The 19257-nt window shown below is 48.7% G+C and carries 16 protein-coding genes; 12 read left to right on the plus strand and 4 right to left on the minus strand.

Annotation, left to right across the window (positions count from 1 at the left end):
- The first annotated feature begins 40 nt into the window (after positions 1-40).
- The 3 genes from NSS94_RS02880 to NSS94_RS02890 all read left to right on the plus strand — a co-directional run bounded on the left by NSS94_RS02880 (position 41) and on the right by NSS94_RS02890 (position 2557).
- On the plus strand, positions 41-766 hold the full coding sequence (locus NSS94_RS02880) for an NAD(P)H-binding protein (protein ID WP_341038614.1): 726 nt from the start codon (positions 41-43) through the stop codon (positions 764-766).
- 219 nt (positions 767-985) lie between these two features.
- Positions 986-1366 (plus strand): RidA family protein, encoded by a 381-nt coding sequence (locus NSS94_RS02885; protein WP_029515998.1) that lies wholly within the window; start codon positions 986-988, stop codon positions 1364-1366.
- 126 nt (positions 1367-1492) lie between these two features.
- Positions 1493-2557 (plus strand): undecaprenyldiphospho-muramoylpentapeptide beta-N-acetylglucosaminyltransferase, encoded by a 1065-nt coding sequence (locus tag NSS94_RS02890; RefSeq protein ID WP_029515997.1) that lies wholly within the window; start codon positions 1493-1495, stop codon positions 2555-2557.
- Positions 2558-2655: 98 nt separating this feature from the next.
- On the opposite strand, the gene NSS94_RS02895 is transcribed toward NSS94_RS02890, so the two are convergent.
- Positions 2656-3411: a tryptophan-rich sensory protein gene (locus NSS94_RS02895; protein ID WP_029515996.1), complete on the minus strand. Its 756-nt coding sequence runs from the start codon at positions 3409-3411 to the stop codon at positions 2656-2658.
- Positions 3412-3653: 242 nt separating this feature from the next.
- Here NSS94_RS02895 and NSS94_RS02900 point away from each other — a divergent pair, with 242 nt between their 5' ends.
- The 3 genes from NSS94_RS02900 (at position 3654) to NSS94_RS02910 (ending at position 6680) form a co-directional block, all read left to right on the plus strand.
- Entirely contained in the window at positions 3654-4604 is a 951-nt protein-coding gene (locus NSS94_RS02900) for a bile acid:sodium symporter family protein (RefSeq protein ID WP_318627633.1), read from the plus strand.
- Between the two features lie 247 nt (positions 4605-4851).
- Complete coding sequence (locus NSS94_RS02905) at positions 4852-5976, plus strand: NADH-dependent flavin oxidoreductase (RefSeq protein ID WP_039270351.1); 1125 nt, start codon at positions 4852-4854, stop codon at positions 5974-5976.
- 113 nt (positions 5977-6089) lie between these two features.
- Entirely contained in the window at positions 6090-6680 is a 591-nt protein-coding gene (locus NSS94_RS02910; protein ID WP_341038616.1) for a GNAT family N-acetyltransferase, read from the plus strand.
- Here NSS94_RS02910 and NSS94_RS02915 read toward each other — a convergent pair.
- Entirely contained in the window at positions 6610-8268 is a 1659-nt protein-coding gene (locus tag NSS94_RS02915; RefSeq protein ID WP_029515992.1) for a response regulator, read from the minus strand. The two genes, NSS94_RS02910 and NSS94_RS02915, sit on opposite strands and share 71 nt — an antisense overlap.
- A 7-nt stretch (positions 8269-8275) precedes the next feature.
- Positions 8276-10090 carry a sensor histidine kinase gene (locus NSS94_RS02920; protein WP_165148068.1) on the minus strand — a complete coding sequence of 605 codons (1815 nt, stop codon included), beginning with the start codon at positions 10088-10090 and terminating at the stop codon, positions 8276-8278.
- Positions 10091-10297: 207 nt separating this feature from the next.
- Between NSS94_RS02920 and NSS94_RS02925 the strand changes: the two genes are divergently transcribed.
- The 3 genes from NSS94_RS02925 to NSS94_RS02935 all read left to right on the plus strand — a co-directional run bounded on the left by NSS94_RS02925 (position 10298) and on the right by NSS94_RS02935 (position 13533).
- Positions 10298-11179: a carbohydrate ABC transporter permease gene (locus NSS94_RS02925; RefSeq protein WP_029515990.1), complete on the plus strand. Its 882-nt coding sequence runs from the start codon at positions 10298-10300 to the stop codon at positions 11177-11179.
- Positions 11180-12016 carry a carbohydrate ABC transporter permease gene (locus tag NSS94_RS02930; RefSeq protein WP_029515989.1) on the plus strand — a complete coding sequence of 279 codons (837 nt, stop codon included), beginning with the start codon at positions 11180-11182 and terminating at the stop codon, positions 12014-12016.
- Positions 12017-12237: 221 nt separating this feature from the next.
- Positions 12238-13533, plus strand: coding sequence for an ABC transporter substrate-binding protein (locus tag NSS94_RS02935; RefSeq protein ID WP_165148071.1), 1296 nt, complete (start codon positions 12238-12240; stop codon positions 13531-13533).
- An 82-nt stretch (positions 13534-13615) separates the two neighbouring features.
- Here the strand turns inward: NSS94_RS02935 and NSS94_RS02940 are convergent, their stop codons facing one another.
- Complete coding sequence (locus tag NSS94_RS02940) at positions 13616-14155, minus strand: dihydrofolate reductase family protein (RefSeq protein ID WP_341038618.1); 540 nt, start codon at positions 14153-14155, stop codon at positions 13616-13618.
- Between the two features lie 109 nt (positions 14156-14264).
- Here NSS94_RS02940 and NSS94_RS02945 point away from each other — a divergent pair, with 109 nt between their 5' ends.
- The 3 genes from NSS94_RS02945 to NSS94_RS02955 all read left to right on the plus strand — a co-directional run bounded on the left by NSS94_RS02945 (position 14265) and on the right by NSS94_RS02955 (position 19247).
- The gene (locus tag NSS94_RS02945) at positions 14265-15218 is read left to right on the plus strand and encodes a helix-turn-helix transcriptional regulator (RefSeq protein WP_341038619.1); all 954 of its coding nucleotides are present in this window, start codon (positions 14265-14267) and stop codon (positions 15216-15218) included.
- Between the two features lie 157 nt (positions 15219-15375).
- Entirely contained in the window at positions 15376-18501 is a 3126-nt protein-coding gene (locus NSS94_RS02950; protein ID WP_069010809.1) for a DEAD/DEAH box helicase, read from the plus strand.
- A 20-nt stretch (positions 18502-18521) separates the two neighbouring features.
- The gene (locus tag NSS94_RS02955; protein ID WP_029515984.1) at positions 18522-19247 is read left to right on the plus strand and encodes a hypothetical protein; all 726 of its coding nucleotides are present in this window, start codon (positions 18522-18524) and stop codon (positions 19245-19247) included.
- Positions 19248-19257: the final 10 nt, after the last annotated feature.

The raw sequence follows: 19257 nt of genomic DNA on the forward strand, positions 1-19257 counted from the left end.
TTGTAGGAGCAGGAGCGTTATGGCACAAAGGAGGTCTATCATGGAACGTAAAGCGGTCGTTGTGGGTGCAACAGGGCTTGTCGGGGGTTATGTTGTACGAGAGCTGCTGGTGCAAAAGGAATACAACCGCGTCATGGTTATGGGCAGACGTCCGTTGGACATCAAGCATCCCAAGCTGGAGCAGGCGCTTATCGATTGGGAACAGCCACAGAAAGCGGCGTTCGCCTTCGAGGGGGTGGATGATGTTTTTTGTTGCCTTGGGACAACGATGAAAAAGGCTGGCTCCAAGGAGCAGTTCCGTCAGGTGGATGTGGACTATCCAGTGCTAGCTGCCCAGTTGGGCAAAGAGGCTGGTGCTGTACAGATGCTAGCTATCTCAGCGATGGGGGCCGATCCAGATTCACGCGTGTTTTATAATCGCACCAAGGGTGAGGCTGAAGAGGCGCTTGCCGCTATCGGGCTGTCTGCGCTGCATTTGTTCCGTCCGTCGCTGATCTTGGGAGCGAGACCTGAACGACGTTTGGGCGAAGCCGCTGCCGCTGTTGTCATGAAAGCGCTGGACGGTCTGATGACGGGCAAGCTGGCTTCCTACCGTGCCATCCCGGCTTCGGTCATCGCACGAGCCATGGTACGAATCGCTCTTGCGCAGGCGAGCGGCGTACATATTTATCCGAACGACATCATTCGGGTCATCGGTGCGGAGCTAACATCCGATGTTGAGGAAACTGGTTCAGGAACGGGTGCGGATGCGGATGTAAACGTGTAAAACCACGTTTAGGATTAAAAATGATAATAACGCCGCTGTTGCCCGATGATTCGGGCAGCAGCGGCGTTATTTGTGTTTTATGGGTGGTCTGTATGTTGCGGCACATCGATCGTAATCTCTAATTCATCAAGTGCGTTAATCCGTCGCACGGAATAGTGGCTTTGGGCTTCACATGCTATAATACGGTGAACCAGTATCAGGAAGGAGAATCCAACCCATATGAAAAAAACAATTGCGACTGAAAAAGCACCCGGTGCTATCGGCCCTTATAGCCAAGCGGTAGAGGCAGGCGGGTTTGTTTACACTTCGGGACAGCTTGGACTGAATCCGGCAACAGGTGAGTTTGGTAAGGATGTACAGGAGCAGGCACGCCTGTCCTTGAGCAACGTACAAGCCATTCTGGAAGCGGCAGGCAGCAACATGAACCAGGTTGTGAAAGCGACTGTATTCCTGAAGGACATGAACGATTTTGTCAGCGTCAATGAGGTGTACAGTTCTTTCTTTGAGCAACCCTATCCAGCACGCAGTGCGGTGGAGGTAGCCCGTCTGCCTAAGGATGCACTGGTGGAGATTGAAGTCATTGCATTGAAGGGCGAATAGTCTGAAAGGTCCGTTCATAAAATAAAAAGTTTGCATGGCAACCGGGTGTCCCTATTAAATAGAGGCACCCGGTTGCTCAAATTTAATGTGTTTTGTTTTGTTGAATACAGAGTGGAGGTGGAGATGATTAATAAAAAAATAATTTTCACTGGTGGAGGTTCTTCAGGACATGTAGCAGTAAACTTAGCTTTGATTCCTCACTTACTGGAACAACAATGGAGTGTCCAATACATAGGCTCTGAACAAGGGATTGAAAGAAAATTGATTTCCGGACTAGAAAATGTGTGTTATTTCAGCATCTCAACTGGGAAATTGCGCAGATATTTTGATTGGGATAATTTTAAGGACCCTTTTAAAGTGCTGAAGGGGATTTCTCAAGCGTACCGGATTATAAGAAAAGAAAAACCGGATATTATTTTTTCAAAAGGCGGGTTTGTTTCGGTTCCTGTGGTACTGGCTGGGTGGTTAAATAAAGTCCCTGTAATCATTCATGAATCAGATATTACCCCTGGATTAGCTAATAAAATTTCCAGCACATTTGCTACAGAAATTTGTACTACCTTTCCTGAAACCACTCAGTACTTTCGCTCTAAGCATACCCGGTATGTAGGGGCTATTGTGAGAGATGAACTAAAAGATGGGGTGGCAGCTAAAGGTTTGGCCTATTGCGGTTTTACTCGAAATAAGCCGATCATTCTGATCATGGGTGGGAGTTTAGGTTCCAAGAAGATCAATGAGATGGTCTGTATGAATTTAGAGGCTTTGCTCGTTTATTTTCAAATCGTGCATATTTGTGGTAAAGATCAAGTGAATCATTCCATTCATATGCATGGCTACAAGCAATTTGAATACATAAACGATGAACTGGCGGATGTTATGACGATGGCAGATATGGTTGTTTCTAGGGCGGGTTCAAATTCCATTTTTGAATTCTTGACGTTGCGGAAGCCTATGCTATTGATTCCTCTTTCAAAGGCGGTTAGCCGGGGAGATCAAATTCTAAATGCAAAATCATTTAAGGCGCAAGGCTTTTGTGAATTTTTAGAAGAGGAAGAGTTGGAATCTGAACGGTTTGTCGACATGATTCTTCGTTTGTATGAAAAAAGGTCGGATTACATTATCAATATGAAGAAGATAAATGCAGATCACTCGACAAGCAAGCTTATAGATTTGATCAAAGTCTATACCTAATCATATTGGATAAAATGAATAAACAAAGCAAGCGAGCTTGGGCTAGATGATTCAGACCCGAACTCGCTTGTTTTTGCTAGTAGATATCAATAGTTTCTTTAATCCCGGTCTCGATTACGGGCAAAGAATAGCCATAGGGCGTACACCAGAATGATTGCTGCCAAGATCAATGCAGCCAGCCGTACATTTTCATGGTTCGGATGCTCGACGGCGATGGCGACATAGGCCCATACAAATACGAGAGGATAAATGCTGTCACGATAAGGAAAGCTGACCATGATCGCCAATATGGTGCCGATGAGCAGGATAATGATCGCCCATGTCGTATCACTGAGTCCCCAGCCACTCCATTCATTCTTTTCCAGTGCCACTGCAATATTGATAATAGTAGCAACGGATACCCAACCGAGGTTGAGGCTGAACGGTAGCTTGACGAACCACATTTCTCCGCGGGTTGGCTGAGGTGTGCGGGTACGTACATACACGACGCCCAAGGAAAGCAAGTATAAAATAATAACGATGACGCACAGTTCTACGTATACATACTGCCAGAGGAAAATCCAGATGATATTGAAAAGACAGCCTAGAATAAAAAAAATACCGATGGATTGAACGCTTGTCTTGGCTTGCCCTGTAGGTGTAGCTTGATACACAACAAAGCAGGCGAGCAGCACGTAGATGACCGACCAGATGGAAAAAGCGTAACCCGCTGGGGTGATCAAGGTAGGGTACATGTTGGATACAGCAGCAGTACTTCTGCCACCGATAGGAAGTGTAGAAGCCAGAAAGTTAATGAAAACGACAGCAATAAATACAATAATATTCCACCATTTATACGGATGGCTTCGTGACATTGGGATATCTCCTCCTCAACGAATGATGATCCAAAATGACTGACTGGTCACAATCTTCTACTATGAATATACCCACTTTACTTTCGAATATGTCGGAACGGTAAAAGTTTCTTGATCCCGGCATAATCATAAAAAGTGGTATGTATATGCAGTCATATGTAGTACAATGATAAAAATTTTAAGCACTATATAAGCTGTATTTCCTCAAATTCAACTTATATAGAAGTAAGGAGATAAGTTGAATGAATAGATTGGAGAAAGTAGGGAAATTTGTAGGAGGGACCTTTTCCATCTGGGTACTTTTATTTGCATGCTTGGGATTTTTCTTTCCTGCGGCGTTTACAGGGTTGAAAGGATACATACAGTTATTTCTGGGCATTGTCATGTTCGGGATGGGGCTAACTTTATCTGCGGCTGACTTTCGCGAAGTATTCCGGCGTCCAGTGGATGTGGCTATTGGTGTGGTCGGGCATTATCTGATTATGCCGTTTCTGGCCTTTGGATTGGCATTAGTATTGCAGCTGCCACCGGATATTGCGGTAGGTGTCATTTTGGTAGGCTGTTGCCCGAGTGGAACTGCGTCCAACGTAATGACGCTTTTATCCAAAGGCGACGTGGCGTTGGGGGTATCGATTGCTTCGGTGTCGACGCTGATTGCTCCACTGGCTACCCCGGCGATGATTAACCTGCTTGCTGGACGTTGGATGAATATTGATGCGAAGTCCCTGATCATGGACATTCTCATCGTAGTTATTGTCCCCATTGTGCTGGGTGTTATCATCAAATCGCTATTTCGCAAACAGGCAGAAGCCAGTGTCCAGGCGCTGCCGCTCATATCAACACTGGTGATTATGCTCATCGTGGCTATTGTGATTGCAGGTAGCAAAGGCAAGATTTTGGAGACAGGTCCGATTATTTTTGGTGTGGTTATTTTGCATAACGGAATCGGGTTCCTGCTTGGATATTGGTTTGCCAAGCTGTTCGGCATGGATCTTTCCAAGCGTAAAGCTGTTACGCTGGAAACGGGAATGCAGAATTCCGGACTGGGTGCTGCGCTGGCAGCAGCTCATTTTAACCCGATTGCTGCTGTACCGAGTGCGATTTTTAGCGTGTGGCATAATATTTCCGGCTCGTTGCTCGCGACTTGGTTTTCCCGCCGGGAGGAGAAGAAAAGCACAACCGGGAAGCATTAAGCTTTGTTAGTGGCTTGTGCCAAGTGGCTACGGTTCAGCTTTTTCGAACAGTTTAGGGATGGTCAGAAAGGATAGATTTGACTTTATAGTTGCGGATCATTATACTGTGGTTATTATAACCACTGTATTTAAGTAAGCAACAATAGTTTGAGTCGTTATGGAGGAAAACTACATCGAATTCGTATTTGGCTTCATGCTCAACAGCCTTATATTATCTGATCTGATTTAACTGAAGGAGAGAGAAAGAATGAACCCAAAATATAATTCTCTATTTGAAGCTTTTACCCTGCCATCCGGTGTTACGTTGAAGAACCGTATTACCATGGCACCTATGACTAACTTTGCTTCCCACGAAAATGGTGAAGTGAGTGACGAGGAACTGGCATACTACCGTGAACGCTCAGGGGGTGTGGGCGCAGTTATTACCGCTTGTGTGTATGTAACTCCAGATGGTAAAGGATTTGTTAATGAGTTTGGTGCGGACAAGGATGAAATGATTCCTAGCCTGCGCCGTCTGGCGGATACGATTCATCAGGAGGGCGCGAAAGCGATCCTGCAAATTTATCATGGTGGCCGCCTGTGTCCACCGGATCAGATTCCAGACGGACAACCGATTAGTGCAAGCGCAGTAGCCGAGGAAAAAGAAGGCGCACCCGTGCCGCGTGAAATGACATCCGATGATATCCACCGCGTCATCCGCGCCTATGGCGAAGCAACTCGCCGCGCGATTGAAGCAGGCTATGATGGTGTGGAGCTGCACGGAGCGAACGGTTACCTGGTGCAGCAGTTCTTTTCCCCGCATTCCAACATTCGTACTGATGAATGGGGAGGAAGTGTTGAAAAACGAATGACCTTCCCGCTGGCGATTGTTCACGAAGTGAAGAAAGTGATCGCAGAACATGCAAAGGGGCCATTCATTTTCGGATACCGCTTGTCTCCTGAGGAAGGACACACGCCAGGCATCACGCTGGATGATACGATGGTGCTTGTAGACCGTCTGGCGGATCAAGGGCTGGATTACCTGCACATTTCCGTAAATCATTTCTTCGGTGGTTCGTTCCGTGACCGTAGTGACGAACGGTCACGTACCGTTCTCATTCATGAGAAGGTAGGTAACCGTGTGCCGATTATGGGAGTCGGATCGCTGAATACACCGGACGAGGCGCTTGCAGCACTGGAGACAGGTGTACCGCTTGTATCGCTGGGACGTCCGCTTTTGATGGAGCCGCAATGGGTACAGAAGGTGCAAAACGGCACAGAAGATACCATTCGCACGACCTTATCCAAGCAAGCCCAGCAGGAGCTAGTCATTCCTGACTACCTGTGGGGTGCGTTGACGACCCTTCCAGGCTGGATGCCTGTTACGGACTAAATTTTTGAATGATGGAGATACCCTAGGCTGCTCTCATGCACCTGGGGTATTTTCCTGTCTCGTGACCGTGAACACAATAATATAGGAATAACTGAGAAAGAGGGAAACTGACAATGTTGCATGGAACTAATGGCGCGATTTTGATGAAGTCCACCACCCATCCGGGGCTACAGATTCGACTGTTACAGGTAAATGATGCAGAACGTTTATTAGAGATCAGACGTGAAAATTTTGATTTTTTCAAACCGTTCGAGCCAGAACGGCCTGAAGTTTACTTTACCCTGGAAGAACAGGCGCGTCTGATTTCCAACGGTTTGGAAGCGGCACAAGCCGGACAGGGATATACGTTTGGACTTTTTTTGCCGGAAAATAATAAGCTGATTGGCAGAATAGAGCTGTCGGGTGTCGCTAGAGGCCCCTTTCAAAACGCCAATCTGGGCTACTTTGTAGATCCTGCTTACCACGGACAAGGCTATGCTACTTCCGCAGTGAAGGATATTGTACGCTACGCCCTGAATGAGTTGGAATTACACCGTATTCAAGCTGGAGTGATGCCAAGAAATACGCCTTCCAATCGAGTGATGGAAAAGGCAGGATTTCGCCGCGAAGGGCTAGCTCTCAACTACTTGAAGATTAATGGTGTGTGGGAAGATCACGTGCTGTATGCGATAACGGCTGAGGATTTGCAGAATGGCGTCTTCTGAACTCGCCAGGCGTGACACCCTCCAGTTTTTTGAACACCTTGCCAAAATATTTTTCATCCTGATAACCGACCATACCGGCAATATGATGAAGGCGCAGCTTGTCATTCAGCAGTAATAGCTTTGCCTTGCCCATCCTGATCTGGCACAAATAGTCCGACAGATTAACCCCGTACTCCTGCTTGAATTTACGAGAAATATATTCCCGACTGAGGTAAAAGCGGCTCGCCATATCCTGTAGAGAAATGTCCTCGTCGTAGTGTGCATCCAGATAGCGGGCAATATCACGGATGGTCGGGTTGTTTGGACTATGGCTTGGTGTAAGTGCCTGACCGGCTGCCAGCAGTCGGTTTTCGACCTGTCTTTGCCATAAGGGCAACGAAAGCATGCCGCGGTTGTCGACCGGCAAGGCATGAATGGAGCCGGACTCATCTGCCATCTCCTCGCCATCGGTATCTCCAGGTCTGTCATTCAACCAGCGGGCCAGCATCCAGTCCAGCTCTTGATTCCAACTGGCTAGCTGCTCTGCTGTAACCGAAGGCAACTCGGCTACGGCTGCTATCCAGCGGCCTACCGCTATAGACACACGACTGGCATTACAGCTGAGCGCACTAAGCCGTAGTTCCTCTTCCATGTCAGGTAACTGGGGAAGACGAATGCTCTGCCGTGTCTGGGTACTCTGGTGCATCCAGTCGGCTTGCAACACATCCCGTTTCCACAACGCTTGCCTTGCCTCTTGGTAGGCAGTGGCTGCCGCTATGGGAAAGGCACCAAAAGAGCCAACCCCGATGTGCATGTAGCACCGCAAAGCGGTTTTGATTCCTGTATGAATATCCTGCAAGAGCTTTGACCAACGAGATGGATCGCCCCAATATAGCAGAATAATTTCGTCCATACGCTCCAGATGACGGAATGCAACTCCGGTTTGAGAAGATCCGAGAAATTCGTTGCAGATGTTAGTGAGGGAAAAGCTCAAAAGCGCACGCCGCGTTTTATATTTGTCCAGTATATCGGCATCCAGCTGAGTAGTACTCATCACAGCTGCATTACATATCTGAATAGCTGCGGGAAGACGTAGCTCCTCGCGTAAGGGCGTAATGGAAAGAGGGGTATTCGCTATCCCGGAAACGATTTCAGTCAGGAGCTTATCAGTATAGTGTGGCCTCATCCGATTGACTTCCATGGCCTGCATCGTCTGCCTGTTCCGGTCTTGCTCTGCTGTCCGCCAGGCTTGAGTGGCTTTTTTTACAGCCTCGTTAATCTCCACTGGATCCACGGGCTTAAGAATATAGTCCATGCCTCCCCGGCGGATGACCTGTCGAACCAAGTCAAAATCATCATAGCCACTGACCACCACGACTCTGGTTGCTGGGGAATTGACTTGAATCCACTCCATCAGTGCTATCCCATCCTTGCCGGGCATCCGCATATCCGTGAGTACAACGGGTGGGGAAAGGGCGGTAATGACCTCAATCGCCTGATCGCCCGACTCGGCTTCAATCACCTCGCTCACACCGCAAGCTTCCCAATGTACGAGCATCCGTATGGCATGGCGCACATGCTTCTCATCATCCACAATCAGGACTTTCATTGACAGATCACTCTCCCTTAATATGAATCTCCGTATGGGCTTCAGTGCGAATTTCGAGTGTGTACCGGACACCATGAGGCAGAATGTTGTCTACGCACAGGGTGTTAGAACCATCCTCCGAGTGAAGCTGAATACGCAATAGAACATTACGAAGGCCAATGGAGTCCTGCTCGCTAGTGTCTGGCTCCTCGTAGGCTTTTAGCGGACGTTTTAACATATGCTGGAGTTGCTCCAACTCGGCTTGTGGAATGTTAGTTCCGTTATTTTCCACTGTTATTTTCACAATGCCTTCCCGGATTCGGCTGCCTGTAATGCGAATTTCACCGGGCCCCAGCCGGGGATCGGCACCGTGCTTAAAGTAGTTTTCCACCAACGGTTGGAGAATCATTTTAGGCACCCGATCATTCAGGACCTCATCCTCCCACTGGTAAGTGACTTCTAATTGCTCACCGAAGCGTTCCTTTTGCAAATCAAGATATTGTTTTACATGTTCGGCTTCTTCCTTAAGTGTAACGACCGTATGGTCCCTCATATTATAGCGCAGCATTTTGGCAAGGGAAGAGAGCAGCGAATAAATTCGCGGCACCTCATGCTGTAGAGCCAGGGTTCCAATAGACTGTAGCGTATTATATAAAAAGTGAGGATTAATCTGTGCCTGAAGCGCTTTCAATTGATGTGTCTTGTTAGCCAGCTCCAGCTTGTATTCCCGCAAAATGAGGTTATTGATGGTATCCATCATCTGTCTGAAACGGCGCGACAGTACTCCGATTTCATCGTTACTCATGGCCCGAATGTCTACATCCAGTTGACCGGACTGAATCTGGTTTATGTAACGAGTCAGTCGCTTAATAGGTGCCGTGATTTTTATCGAAATCCATAACGTGGCAACAATGGCAAGTAGCAATGCTGCGCCTGTAATGACCGCATTGATCTGAGTCAGGCGGGTAGCCCGTAAATACAGCGTACGATGTGGAATTTTCTTGACGAGTGTCCAGCCTGACAAGTTGGCATCCAGCTTGCCGTACACGTGCAGTGCTGTATCATCCTCAATCACTCCGTGCTCGCCTTCTTTAGAAATTCGATTGAGCAGGTCAGATTCCTTCCAGTGTGTTCCAATTGATGCTTCTTTTCCGCTATATATGATCGTTCCGTTTCGATCAATTAAAAACAGCTCCTCTGTATCCGCATCATACAATTGACGGCAAATACTGCGCAGCGGCTCCAGATCAACATCTATAGCCAGTACCCCAAGCGTCTCTGAGGCAGGAATGTTCCGAATCGCCCGATGAAGTGTAAATACTTGCTGCTCTGTGCTGTGCTCCGCATAGGAAACCGCCGAAAAGCCGTACAAATGCTTCATATGCGTGGGCTGTATGAACAGTCCGGAAGGCCCATAATGAATAAAACCGGTAAAGGGCTCCAGCCGGAATTCCCGTAGAGGAACCGTGCTGGTAATCAGCGTAGATTGCCCGGCCTCAAAAGAATGCAAATACACCTGGTCAATGCCTGACGTAGCATTCATCATCGTTTGCAGAGTGGTGTATATTTCAGCGACGGCCCGGTAATCATCCGGAATTTTGGCCAGATTACGCAGAAAATGAGGGTCATTATAGACTCCGATGGACGCGCGATTCAAACCCTGTAAATAGTTATCCAAATTCGTAATTCCCTGAAAAATAAGCCGCTCATTTTCTTGTGTGGCCTGCTCCCGCAAGGAGTGCTTGGTGAGAACGAAGGTCATGGTCATCGACAGCAGTAGCGGCAGGGTGACCGCAATGAGCAAAAACCAGATTAGGCGAGAACGAATACTGTAAAATTTCATGCAGTGAGCTCCTTTCACAATTCAAGGCGAGCCAGAGGTCAATATTTTCCCCCTTAATGGTTCACGATCCTACGTGTTCTCGAGAGCGCTTATTCGACATAATGAACATGTGAATCGCATATCCTTACGGCCCAAACATCATACTGCTGAAAGAAAGCCGTAAAGGAGCGTTCCAGACACCAATAGACAACATAAGGGGGGATCGGTTTGAATCGCGCCAAGTCGTCGCAATGGCTACAGCAATGGATTTTTGTAGGGCCGTCGACGTTATTTTTCGTTATCATTATTGTAATCCCTTTCATGCTCGGAATGTACTATTCTTTTACAGAGTGGAATGGAGTAGCCAATCAGGCAAAGTGGGTCGGGCTGGATAATTTCAGTCACATTTTATGGAATGATGACAAATTTGGGACAGCGTTCTGGTTTACGGTCCGTTTTACGGTGGTAGGAGTGGTGGCTGCGAATATTTTTGGCTTTCTGCTGGCGTATTTTCTAACCAAACCGTTGAAAACAAAAAATGTACTAAGGACCATCTTTTTTATGCCCAATGTGATCGGAGGTCTGTTGCTGGGCTTTATCTGGCAGTTTATTTTCGTCAAGGGATTTGCAGCAATCGGAGAGAGCACGAACTTGTCCTTCTTCAATCTGTCCTGGTTGGGAGATGAGATCACGGCCTTCTGGGGCATTGTAATCGTGTTTATCTGGCAAACTGCCGGGTATTTGATGGTGATTTATATCTCTTCCCTAACCAATGTGCCCCGCGATATGCTAGAAGCAGCCGAAATTGACGGAGCTAGTCGGATGCAAATTTTGCGGTCGATTATACTTCCTTTAATCATGCCTGCCGTTACGGTTTGTCTTTTCCTGGCGATATCATGGTCATTCAAAATGTTCGATCTTAATTTGTCACTGACCAAAGGCGGTCCCTTCGGGTCCACAGAGTCGGTTGCACTCAATATTTACAATGAAGCGTTTGTGAATAATCGTTATGGGCTGGGAACAGCTAAAGCACTCATTTTCTTTATCATTGTTGCTCTGGTTACGAGCCTTCAGGTACGACTGACGAAAAGTCGGGAGGTGGAAGCGTAAATGGAAACAAGCAAGCGCTACCGCTTTGGAACATGGGCGACCGAGATAGTGATGATCCTCGTCGCATTGTTATTCCTCGTCCCGTTTTACTTTTTATTCGTGAATTCGGTCAAAAGCTTTGGTGACCTGCTCACCGATTCTGCGGCCTGGCCACAAACCTTTGTATGGAGCAACTACGCTAGAGCGTGGAGCATCACGCGTTTTCCCGAAGCTTTATGGAATTCATTCGTGGTTACGGTAGTTAGTAATCTGCTGCTCGTACTGATCAGCTCAATGGCAGCTTACCGAATGGTCCGGCGTCCGACGCGTTATAATCGAGTGTTGTTCAGCCTGTTCGTAGCTGCTATGGTTATTCCTTTTCAATCGGTGATGATTCCTTTGGTCAAGGTTGTAAGTACACTGGATTTAATGAACAGTATAAGTGGTCTGGTCATCTGTTATCTGGGATTCGGAGCTCCAATGTCGATCTTTCTCTTTCATGGATTCGTCAAAGGTGTGCCAGTCGAGGTGGAAGAAGCAGCTACGGTGGACGGCTGTACGCCTTACGGAGTGTTTTTCCGAATTGTGTATCCGTTGATGCTGCCGATGATGGTAACTGTTATTATTTTAAATACGCTCTGGATTTGGAATGATTATCTCCTGCCTTCTCTGGTACTGCAAAAGGCTGAGCTGCGCACGATTCCGATTGCGACCTATGCCTTTTTCGGACAATACACAAAGCAGTGGGATTTGGCTTTGCCTGCTCTGGTGCTGGGCATCTTGCCAGTCATCGCATTCTTTCTGGCTATGCAAAAATATATTATACAAGGTATTATGGCGGGTTCGGTCAAGGGTTGAGTGTGGGATGAGCTGAAAATGTACACGGTGTGCCACTCCCCAAACGAGGGTGCTTACCATCGCTGTTAGCCTCCAGATTTCCCTGAATAAACGAATAAAGGTGGGAATCTAGAGACAAAGGCGAGCGCTATCGCTTGTTCAGCACCATTCCGTTAGCTCCGTTTCCACATGAATTTTTCGAGTTCATCTGGTATGAATTTAGAATAGAAAGGAACATCAAAATGAAAACGCATACTTTTAAAAAGAAAGCTCAAGCATTAATCTTGCTTCTCGCGGCCTTTGCCCTGGTTTTGGCAGGTTGTAACAGCAGTGGCGGACAAAACGCAGGCAAAGAGGAAGTGAAGGAAAAAACCATTCACATTTTTCAATTCAAGGTAGAGATTGCAGAAGCGCTGAACCGCATGAAGGCGGAATACGAAGCGTCTCATCCAGGGATCAAGCTCGATATTCAGACCGTGGGCGGGGGCAGTGATTACGGAGCGGCTTTAAAGGCGAAGTTTGCTTCCGGGGAGCAGCCGGATATTTTTAACGTCGGCGGTTACCGCGAGCTGGATACGTGGCTGGAATATTTGGAGGACCTGTCTGACCAGCCTTGGGTTGGGGATGTGGTCGATGTCGCCAAAGAGCCGATGACCAAAGACGGCAAGCTGTATGGTCAGCCGATGAATCTGGAAGGATACGGCTTTATTTATAACAAGGATTTGTTCAAGAAGGCGGGGATTACGGAGACCCCTAAAACATTGTCCGAACTGGAGGGAGCTGCACAAAAGCTCCAAGCCGCTGGGATTACTCCATTTTCTAATGGATATCAGGAGTTTTGGGTGCTGGGCAATCATTTGCTGAACGTGGCATTTGCCAATCAGCCAGACCCTTCGGCCTTCGTTAAGGGACTGAATGATGGAACTGCAAAGATTCCGGGCAACGCTGTATTTGCCGAGTGGGTTAAGTTGTTCGATCTGACACTGAAGTATGGGAATACGAAGCCGCTCACGACTGATTACAACACGCAGGTAACGAACTTCGCCACTGGAAAGGCTGCCATGATGCAGCAGGGGAACTGGACTCAAGTCCAAATTGATGGAATTAATCCGAAGCTGAATCTGGGTATTTTGCCTATGCCGATTGGTGAAGACGCAACAGCCGGAGATAAGCTGTTTGTAGGTGTCGCCAACAACTGGGTGGTTAATAAAAATTCGTCTGTCAAACCCGAGGCGAAAGAGTTCTTAAACTGGATGGTAACATCCGAGCAGGGTAAAAAGTATATCACCAAGGAATTCAAGTTTATTCCAGCGTTCAAGAGCATCGAAGGGGCAGAGGCTGATATGGGCCAATTGGGTGCTGAAGTGGTGAAGTACAGTAAGGAAAACAAACTGCTGGGCTGGTTCTTTAGCCGCTATCCTGAAGGAGCACAGCAAGAATTCGGAAGTCAGATGCAAGCCTATGTGGCAGGTAAATCGGATGCTGGGAAGCTATTCGATGATTTCCAGAAAACATGGGAAAATTTGAAGACTAAATAAGAACAAAAGCACGCGATAAAGCCTTCGTATGTCAGGGAAATTGCATGATCCTGAACATACGAAGGCTTTTTTGCAAAATTAATTATATATGGTAATGGAGAAGAACAATATCCCCGCGGCGTTCTATTTCTTGGAGTTCAAACGTACTTGGTAGTGTTCCCTCTGGAAATAACGGTATTCCTTGTCCAAGCACTTTGGGAATGATCGCAATGATAGCTTTCTCCAGCAGTCCAGCTTGTAAGAAGGCCTGGACTAACTGGCCTCCACCGACTAGCCATACCGCACCTTCCGATTGTCCTTGTAGACGTGGAACCAGTTCAGTCAGAGCTTCGTCCGTAAATGTAATATGTGGCGTCTGCTGTTGCTCCGTTAATGCTCGTGTGAGCACATAGCATGGCTTTCCAGCATAAGGGAAATCATCTGAGAGCTTCAATACTTCCTCATACGTCAGTCTGCCCATCAGCACCGTACCAACGGTGTCGTAAAAGTCGGCATATCCATTGTCCCCACCATCCCCTTTAACATCATACAGCCAGTCCACCGAACCGTCCGGCAAAGCGATATACCCGTCGAGACTCATGGCAATATACAGCACAACTGCGTTTGATTTCAAATCCTTCATAGTGTTCATTCACTCCTTTCTATATCCTAATGTTACAATGTATTTATGACATCGTATGTCGTAGTTAAACGGTCATTTTAAATTAATTTTTTGATTAGAGGGGTACCTTATGAACGAACGCAGAATTGCTCTTATGAGGATACTGGATTCCCGAAAAAAATATACGGCGCGTGAGCTGGCTGAACGTTTTGGTGTCTCCGTCAGGACGATACAAAGAGATCTCGACTATTTGCAGCAGACCGGATTACCCCTTTATACCGAAATGGGTCCTCATGGGGGGTATCGGGCACTTCCCAATCGGCTTCTTCCTCCCCTTCATCTTGCTCGTGACGAGGCCTTGGGTCTTTTTCTCATGCTGCAACTGTTGGAGAACATTCCAGATATCCCTTTTGGCTCAGTTCGTGGGCATTTATCCGAGCACTATTATGCCGAACTTCCACAGGATGTGCAGGACAGCATCGATCAATTAAAGGAGTACATTTCTTTTCGTATGCTACCTACTCACGCAGAGTCACCCTACACCTCAATCATTTTGGAGGCTGCGCTGAATAAGCGCCGGGTGAACATGCATTACCGCTCCGCTTCCGGGGCAAAGTGGACTCAGGTATATCCGATTGGACTGTATTTTGATCACGGATATTGGTACATGCCAGCGTATAGCAGAGACCGCATCATTTTGTATCGTTCAGATCGAGTGATCACAATAACGATGCTGGACGACACCTTGGACACCCTTCCTACACTTCAAGAATGGTTGGCTTCGGAGGATTCCCGTATAGGAATTCCGTCCAAAATAAAATTTACCGCATTGGGTGTCAGGCTGGCCGGATCAGATGCCCTCTTCCAAAATGTTTCCCATCAGGAAGGGCAGGCTCAGGAATGGCAGGGATATATTCCGGTCGAAGAGTTTAGATATGTATCCCGACTTTTGCTAAAATACGGGCCAGAGGCCGAGGTCGTATTTCCCAAAGAACTGCGTGTACAGGTCAAGCAACTGTTGCAAGACAGCCTGAACCCTTATCTGAAGGATGCAAAAGCGGATGATGAAGAAAAAGACAATTAATCCTGTAAATTGATTCTCTTATTTATAGTTAACCACATGAATATTTAAGGTTATTGACTTATGACTTTCCATTTATTTTTGTGATAAAGTTTTGAAAAGAGCCCGTTTTCGTATATGATGAAGAGTAATAATTCAAAAGGCTGGACGGGAGACAGATATGAATCAACCGCTTTATGGGATATGGCTCGGAGATGTGTTTTTTTGCTTTTCTGGTGAGACGTCGGAACCACGTATCGATGCGTGGAGCAGTGTAATTCGCAGGCTGACGCTAAAGGGAGACCTTCGGCCGTTTCGGCAGGCTGCGTTGCGCCTTGCCGAGGTACGAATACCGAACACTGCTCGTGTGGAAACCGCGGGCAGAGGTGGCAAAAGACGTTCCATGCTGGGGCGTACATTGGAGGGCTTGGCGCTGGAACCGCGCGAGACGATGGCACTGCTGACCCGCATGGACGAGAAGGGCTGTGCGGCATCGGGCATTACGCTGGGCGAGGAAATGCAATATTGGCAAAAAGCCGCTTATTTTGCGCTAGAGCTGATGCAGCGGGGCGAAATTACGCCATCGCTTACAGAGGCGCGTCCATCGGGACCGCGTCGTCGCGGTCCGGAAGCGGCTGTCGGGGTGTGGATTCCTCGTCTGTATCAAGAGGAGGACATACGCCGCTTTCATGAGCTGGCTGCTGCAATGCCGGCTGTTTGTATGGCGGCTCCTGCCGTTTTCGCGGGTAAGGAGCCTGAAACACGCGAGGATGCAGCCGGAATCGTGCTGTACTCCTTCTTGTGTGCGGTCATCCATGCGGAAACGACCGCGGTGTTGGCAGCATCAGACCGTGAGCTGGGACGATATCGTGCAGAGTATCGGCGCGGAGGATCGCCGCTGACAGAGCTATGGTGGAACAGTCTGCTGACAGGTTCCCGCCCGGTGGCGATTCAGGGAACGCCCGCGGAGATGGAGGAGCTGGTTCTCCAAGCGTCCTCTCTTAAGGGAAGCGCAATGCCTGTCACGGAGCGGGAAGACAAGGAGCCGATAGAAGGGCAACTGCGGTTGTGCCTTCGTTTGGAGCCTTCGCTGGAAGAGAGTGTGAAGGAATGGCGCATTACCTTTTGGGCAGAAAGCGATGCTGAGCCGGGGTTGCGACTGCCTGCTCTGGCACTGTGGGCGCATCCTGAACGCGATCTGGTTCGCGGCGGAATTGTATATCGTCAAGTGCAGGCGCAACTGCTAATGAGGCTCGGACAGGCTGCTGAAGCGGCACCTATATTGCAAGAAGCGTTGAACCGCCCTTATCCCGAAGGGCTGACACTGGAGCCGGAGATGTTCTTCCGCTTCCTGACGGAAGCCGTTCCCGCATTACAAAAGAACGGTATTACCGTGCAAATGCCTTCACGCTGGAGCCGGGAGGGCCGAAGACGTGCAGGCTTGCGGCTCAAAATGCGTTCGACAGAGCAGGGTGCCAAGCCGGATGGTGTGATTGCCGATACATCGACTGTCGGCATTAACCGCATGATTTCGTTTGATGCCGAGGCTGTGCTGGGTGATACAACTTTGACGATGGAGGAACTGGAAAGCATTGTCGCCGCTAATTTGCCGTATGTACGTCTCGGAGGGGAATGGATCGAAGTCGATCCTAAGGAAATTCGTCAGGTGCTGCGCTTTATCAAGCGCGGTGAGAACGGTGAGATGAGCTTGTCCGAATGGATGCATCTGGCCGCAGAAAATGAAAGTGCAGGCGAGGCCTCATGGAAAGGCTTGTCCATCTTTGGCGCGGAATCCGCCGGATTGCTTGCGTCTTTGGCTGAGGGCGGCGTACTTCGTTCGGTAGAGCCGCGACCTGTGCCAGAGACGCTGCACGGCGCATTACGGCCCTATCAAGAGCGCGGCTTTCAATGGCTGGCCGCGATGCGTGGATTAGGTTTTGGCGTCTGCCTTGCGGACGATATGGGGCTTGGTAAAACGATTCAGGTCATCACCTGCCTACTCGACGGTGGCATCGGCGCAGATGATCAACGTCCGGCGTTGATCATCTGTCCAACGTCCTTGCTCGGCAACTGGCAGCGCGAGTTGAAACGCTTTTCACCGGATTTGTCACTGTATATTCACCATGGAAACCAGCGACTCCACGGCGAGCTGTTTCAGGAAAGTGTACGTGAGTATGATATCGTCCTCACTACCTATCATTTGGCGGGACGGGACGGTAGCGATTTATCTGCGGTATACTGGTCCTCCATCGTGTTGGATGAAGCGCAATATATAAAAAATGCACGAACAAAGCAAGCACAAAGCGTCATGAAGCTGTCTGCTCCACATCGGATTGCCATGACGGGTACCCCGGTAGAGAATCGGCTGAGCGAGCTGTGGTCTATTTTTCAATTCCTGAACCCAGGTTACCTCGGTACGGCGTCTTCATTCCGCCAACGGTACAGTCTGGCGGGAGAGGAGCGGGGGTCTGCGTTGCGTGAGCTTCATCGCCTCGTCTCCCCGTTCATGCTGCGTCGACTCAAAAGCGACCCAGATATACGCAAGGATTTGCCGGAGAAGCTGGAGTTGAAATCCTACTGTGTACTGACACCAGAGCAGGCCGGATTGTATCGGGGCGTAGTGGATCAATTATTGGGAACACTGGATGGGCAGATCGGTATAGCTCGCAAAGGGCTTGTTCTGTCTTCACTGACCAAGTTGAAGCAGATTTGTGACCATCCGGGTCTGATCATTCCGGGTCGGGCTGATAGTGGTAAAACGCAAAACTCGGGCAAAATGGAGCGACTGCTGGAATTGGTAGAGACGATTCGCGAGAACGGAGAATCGGCGCTGATATTCACCCAATATGTGTCGATGGGAGAATTGCTGGTCTCCCGTTTGGCCAAAATCTTCGGGGAAGAGCCGTATTTTCTACATGGAGGACTGGCGAAAACCAGACGGGATGAAATGGTTCACAACTTCCAGCAGGGAGAAGGGCCGAATATATTCGTACTTTCCCTGCGTGCAGGTGGTGTGGGCCTGAACCTGACACGTGCCAGCCATGTCATTCACTATGACCGCTGGTGGAATCCTGCAGTGGAAAATCAGGCGACAGACCGCGTATTCCGTATTGGTCAAAGCCGCAATGTACAAGTGCACAAGCTGATTTGTCAAGGTACACTGGAGGAGCGAATCGACGAGCTGATCGAGAGCAAAAAGGCACTTTCCGAGCAGGTTGTCGGCTCCGGTGAACATTGGCTCACCGAAATGTCTGATGATGAATTGCGCGGTCTGATAGCGTTGCAAAATGATGTATGGATTGAGTGAGCAGAGAAAGGATGAAGGCGATGACGAGGCCGCGAGTGAAGCTGAAAGTAACTGACGGTCAATGGATAGCGGAATTAGACAGAAATGGCTTGGAAGGCGAATCAACGGGTGTACCTTCCGCACATGCTGTCCAATGGATGGGTCCAGCGCCTGTACTAAACCCCGAACAGCGAAAGGCATGGCTGGAGCAGCTAAAAGCAGATCCTTTGGACATCTACCGCTTTTTGCAAGGGAAAACCTGTCTATCGCTGGATGAGATCGTTCAGCTAGCAGCTGAGACAGCCACTTCCAGCATGGAGGATGGCGTGGGTGTAGTCGACGATGTGAAGAAGGCTCTTCAGACCGGGATGGAAAGCGAGCCGCAGACCTGTCTGGAATTGATCGGAATGACGCGGGAAGAGCTGCTGGAGTACGTATTCAGTGCTTGGGCCGGAGAGTTATCTCATGTGCAGGGGACATCCCCCGCGCTTGAGTCTACCTCGCGGCCGGAAGGCGGACGCAGTGGATCGGCTGCGATTAGCGAATGGATTGCCGAGTCAGCGGCAGAAGGAGCATTACATCGTCCCGGTGCAGGTTTTCATGCGATTGAGATTCATCTGCCGCAGAAGCTTGTTCCTAAGAAGGAAGCGGATATTACGGCTTTGCTGCCGGGTTTACCCCGTGCGGAAGAGGCATTGAAACTCATACGTGAACGGGTAGCCGAGCGGGCCCGAGCTGCAATTCCGCAAAAACGTCATACTCCGTAACAATTCGGGT

This window comes from Paenibacillus sp. FSL L8-0644, assembly GCF_038008165.1.
In the GTDB taxonomy this organism is placed as follows: Bacteria; Bacillota; Bacilli; order Paenibacillales; family Paenibacillaceae; genus Paenibacillus; species Paenibacillus polymyxa_D.

Excerpts from the sequence above, each read along its gene's own strand:
- NSS94_RS02940 (WP_341038618.1), bottom strand. The coding sequence starts at position 14,155 with ATGAAGGATTTGAAATCAAACGCAGTTGTGCTGTATATTGCCATGAGT.
- NSS94_RS02930 (WP_029515989.1), top strand. The coding sequence starts at position 11,180 with ATGGAAACAAGCAAGCGCTACCGCTTTGGAACATGGGCGACCGAGATA.
- NSS94_RS02920 (WP_165148068.1), bottom strand. The coding sequence starts at position 10,090 with ATGAAATTTTACAGTATTCGTTCTCGCCTAATCTGGTTTTTGCTCATT.
- NSS94_RS02885 (WP_029515998.1), top strand. The coding sequence starts at position 986 with ATGAAAAAAACAATTGCGACTGAAAAAGCACCCGGTGCTATCGGCCCT.
- NSS94_RS02945 (WP_341038619.1), top strand. The coding sequence starts at position 14,265 with ATGAACGAACGCAGAATTGCTCTTATGAGGATACTGGATTCCCGAAAA.
- NSS94_RS02880 (WP_341038614.1), top strand. The coding sequence starts at position 41 with ATGGAACGTAAAGCGGTCGTTGTGGGTGCAACAGGGCTTGTCGGGGGT.
- NSS94_RS02900 (WP_318627633.1), top strand. The coding sequence starts at position 3,654 with ATGAATAGATTGGAGAAAGTAGGGAAATTTGTAGGAGGGACCTTTTCC.
- NSS94_RS02915 (WP_029515992.1), bottom strand. The coding sequence starts at position 8,268 with ATGAAAGTCCTGATTGTGGATGATGAGAAGCATGTGCGCCATGCCATA.
- NSS94_RS02905 (WP_039270351.1), top strand. The coding sequence starts at position 4,852 with ATGAACCCAAAATATAATTCTCTATTTGAAGCTTTTACCCTGCCATCC.
- NSS94_RS02935 (WP_165148071.1), top strand. The coding sequence starts at position 12,238 with ATGAAAACGCATACTTTTAAAAAGAAAGCTCAAGCATTAATCTTGCTT.
- NSS94_RS02895 (WP_029515996.1), bottom strand. The coding sequence starts at position 3,411 with ATGTCACGAAGCCATCCGTATAAATGGTGGAATATTATTGTATTTATT.
- NSS94_RS02950 (WP_069010809.1), top strand. The coding sequence starts at position 15,376 with ATGAATCAACCGCTTTATGGGATATGGCTCGGAGATGTGTTTTTTTGC.
- NSS94_RS02910 (WP_341038616.1), top strand. The coding sequence starts at position 6,090 with ATGTTGCATGGAACTAATGGCGCGATTTTGATGAAGTCCACCACCCAT.
- NSS94_RS02955 (WP_029515984.1), top strand. The coding sequence starts at position 18,522 with ATGACGAGGCCGCGAGTGAAGCTGAAAGTAACTGACGGTCAATGGATA.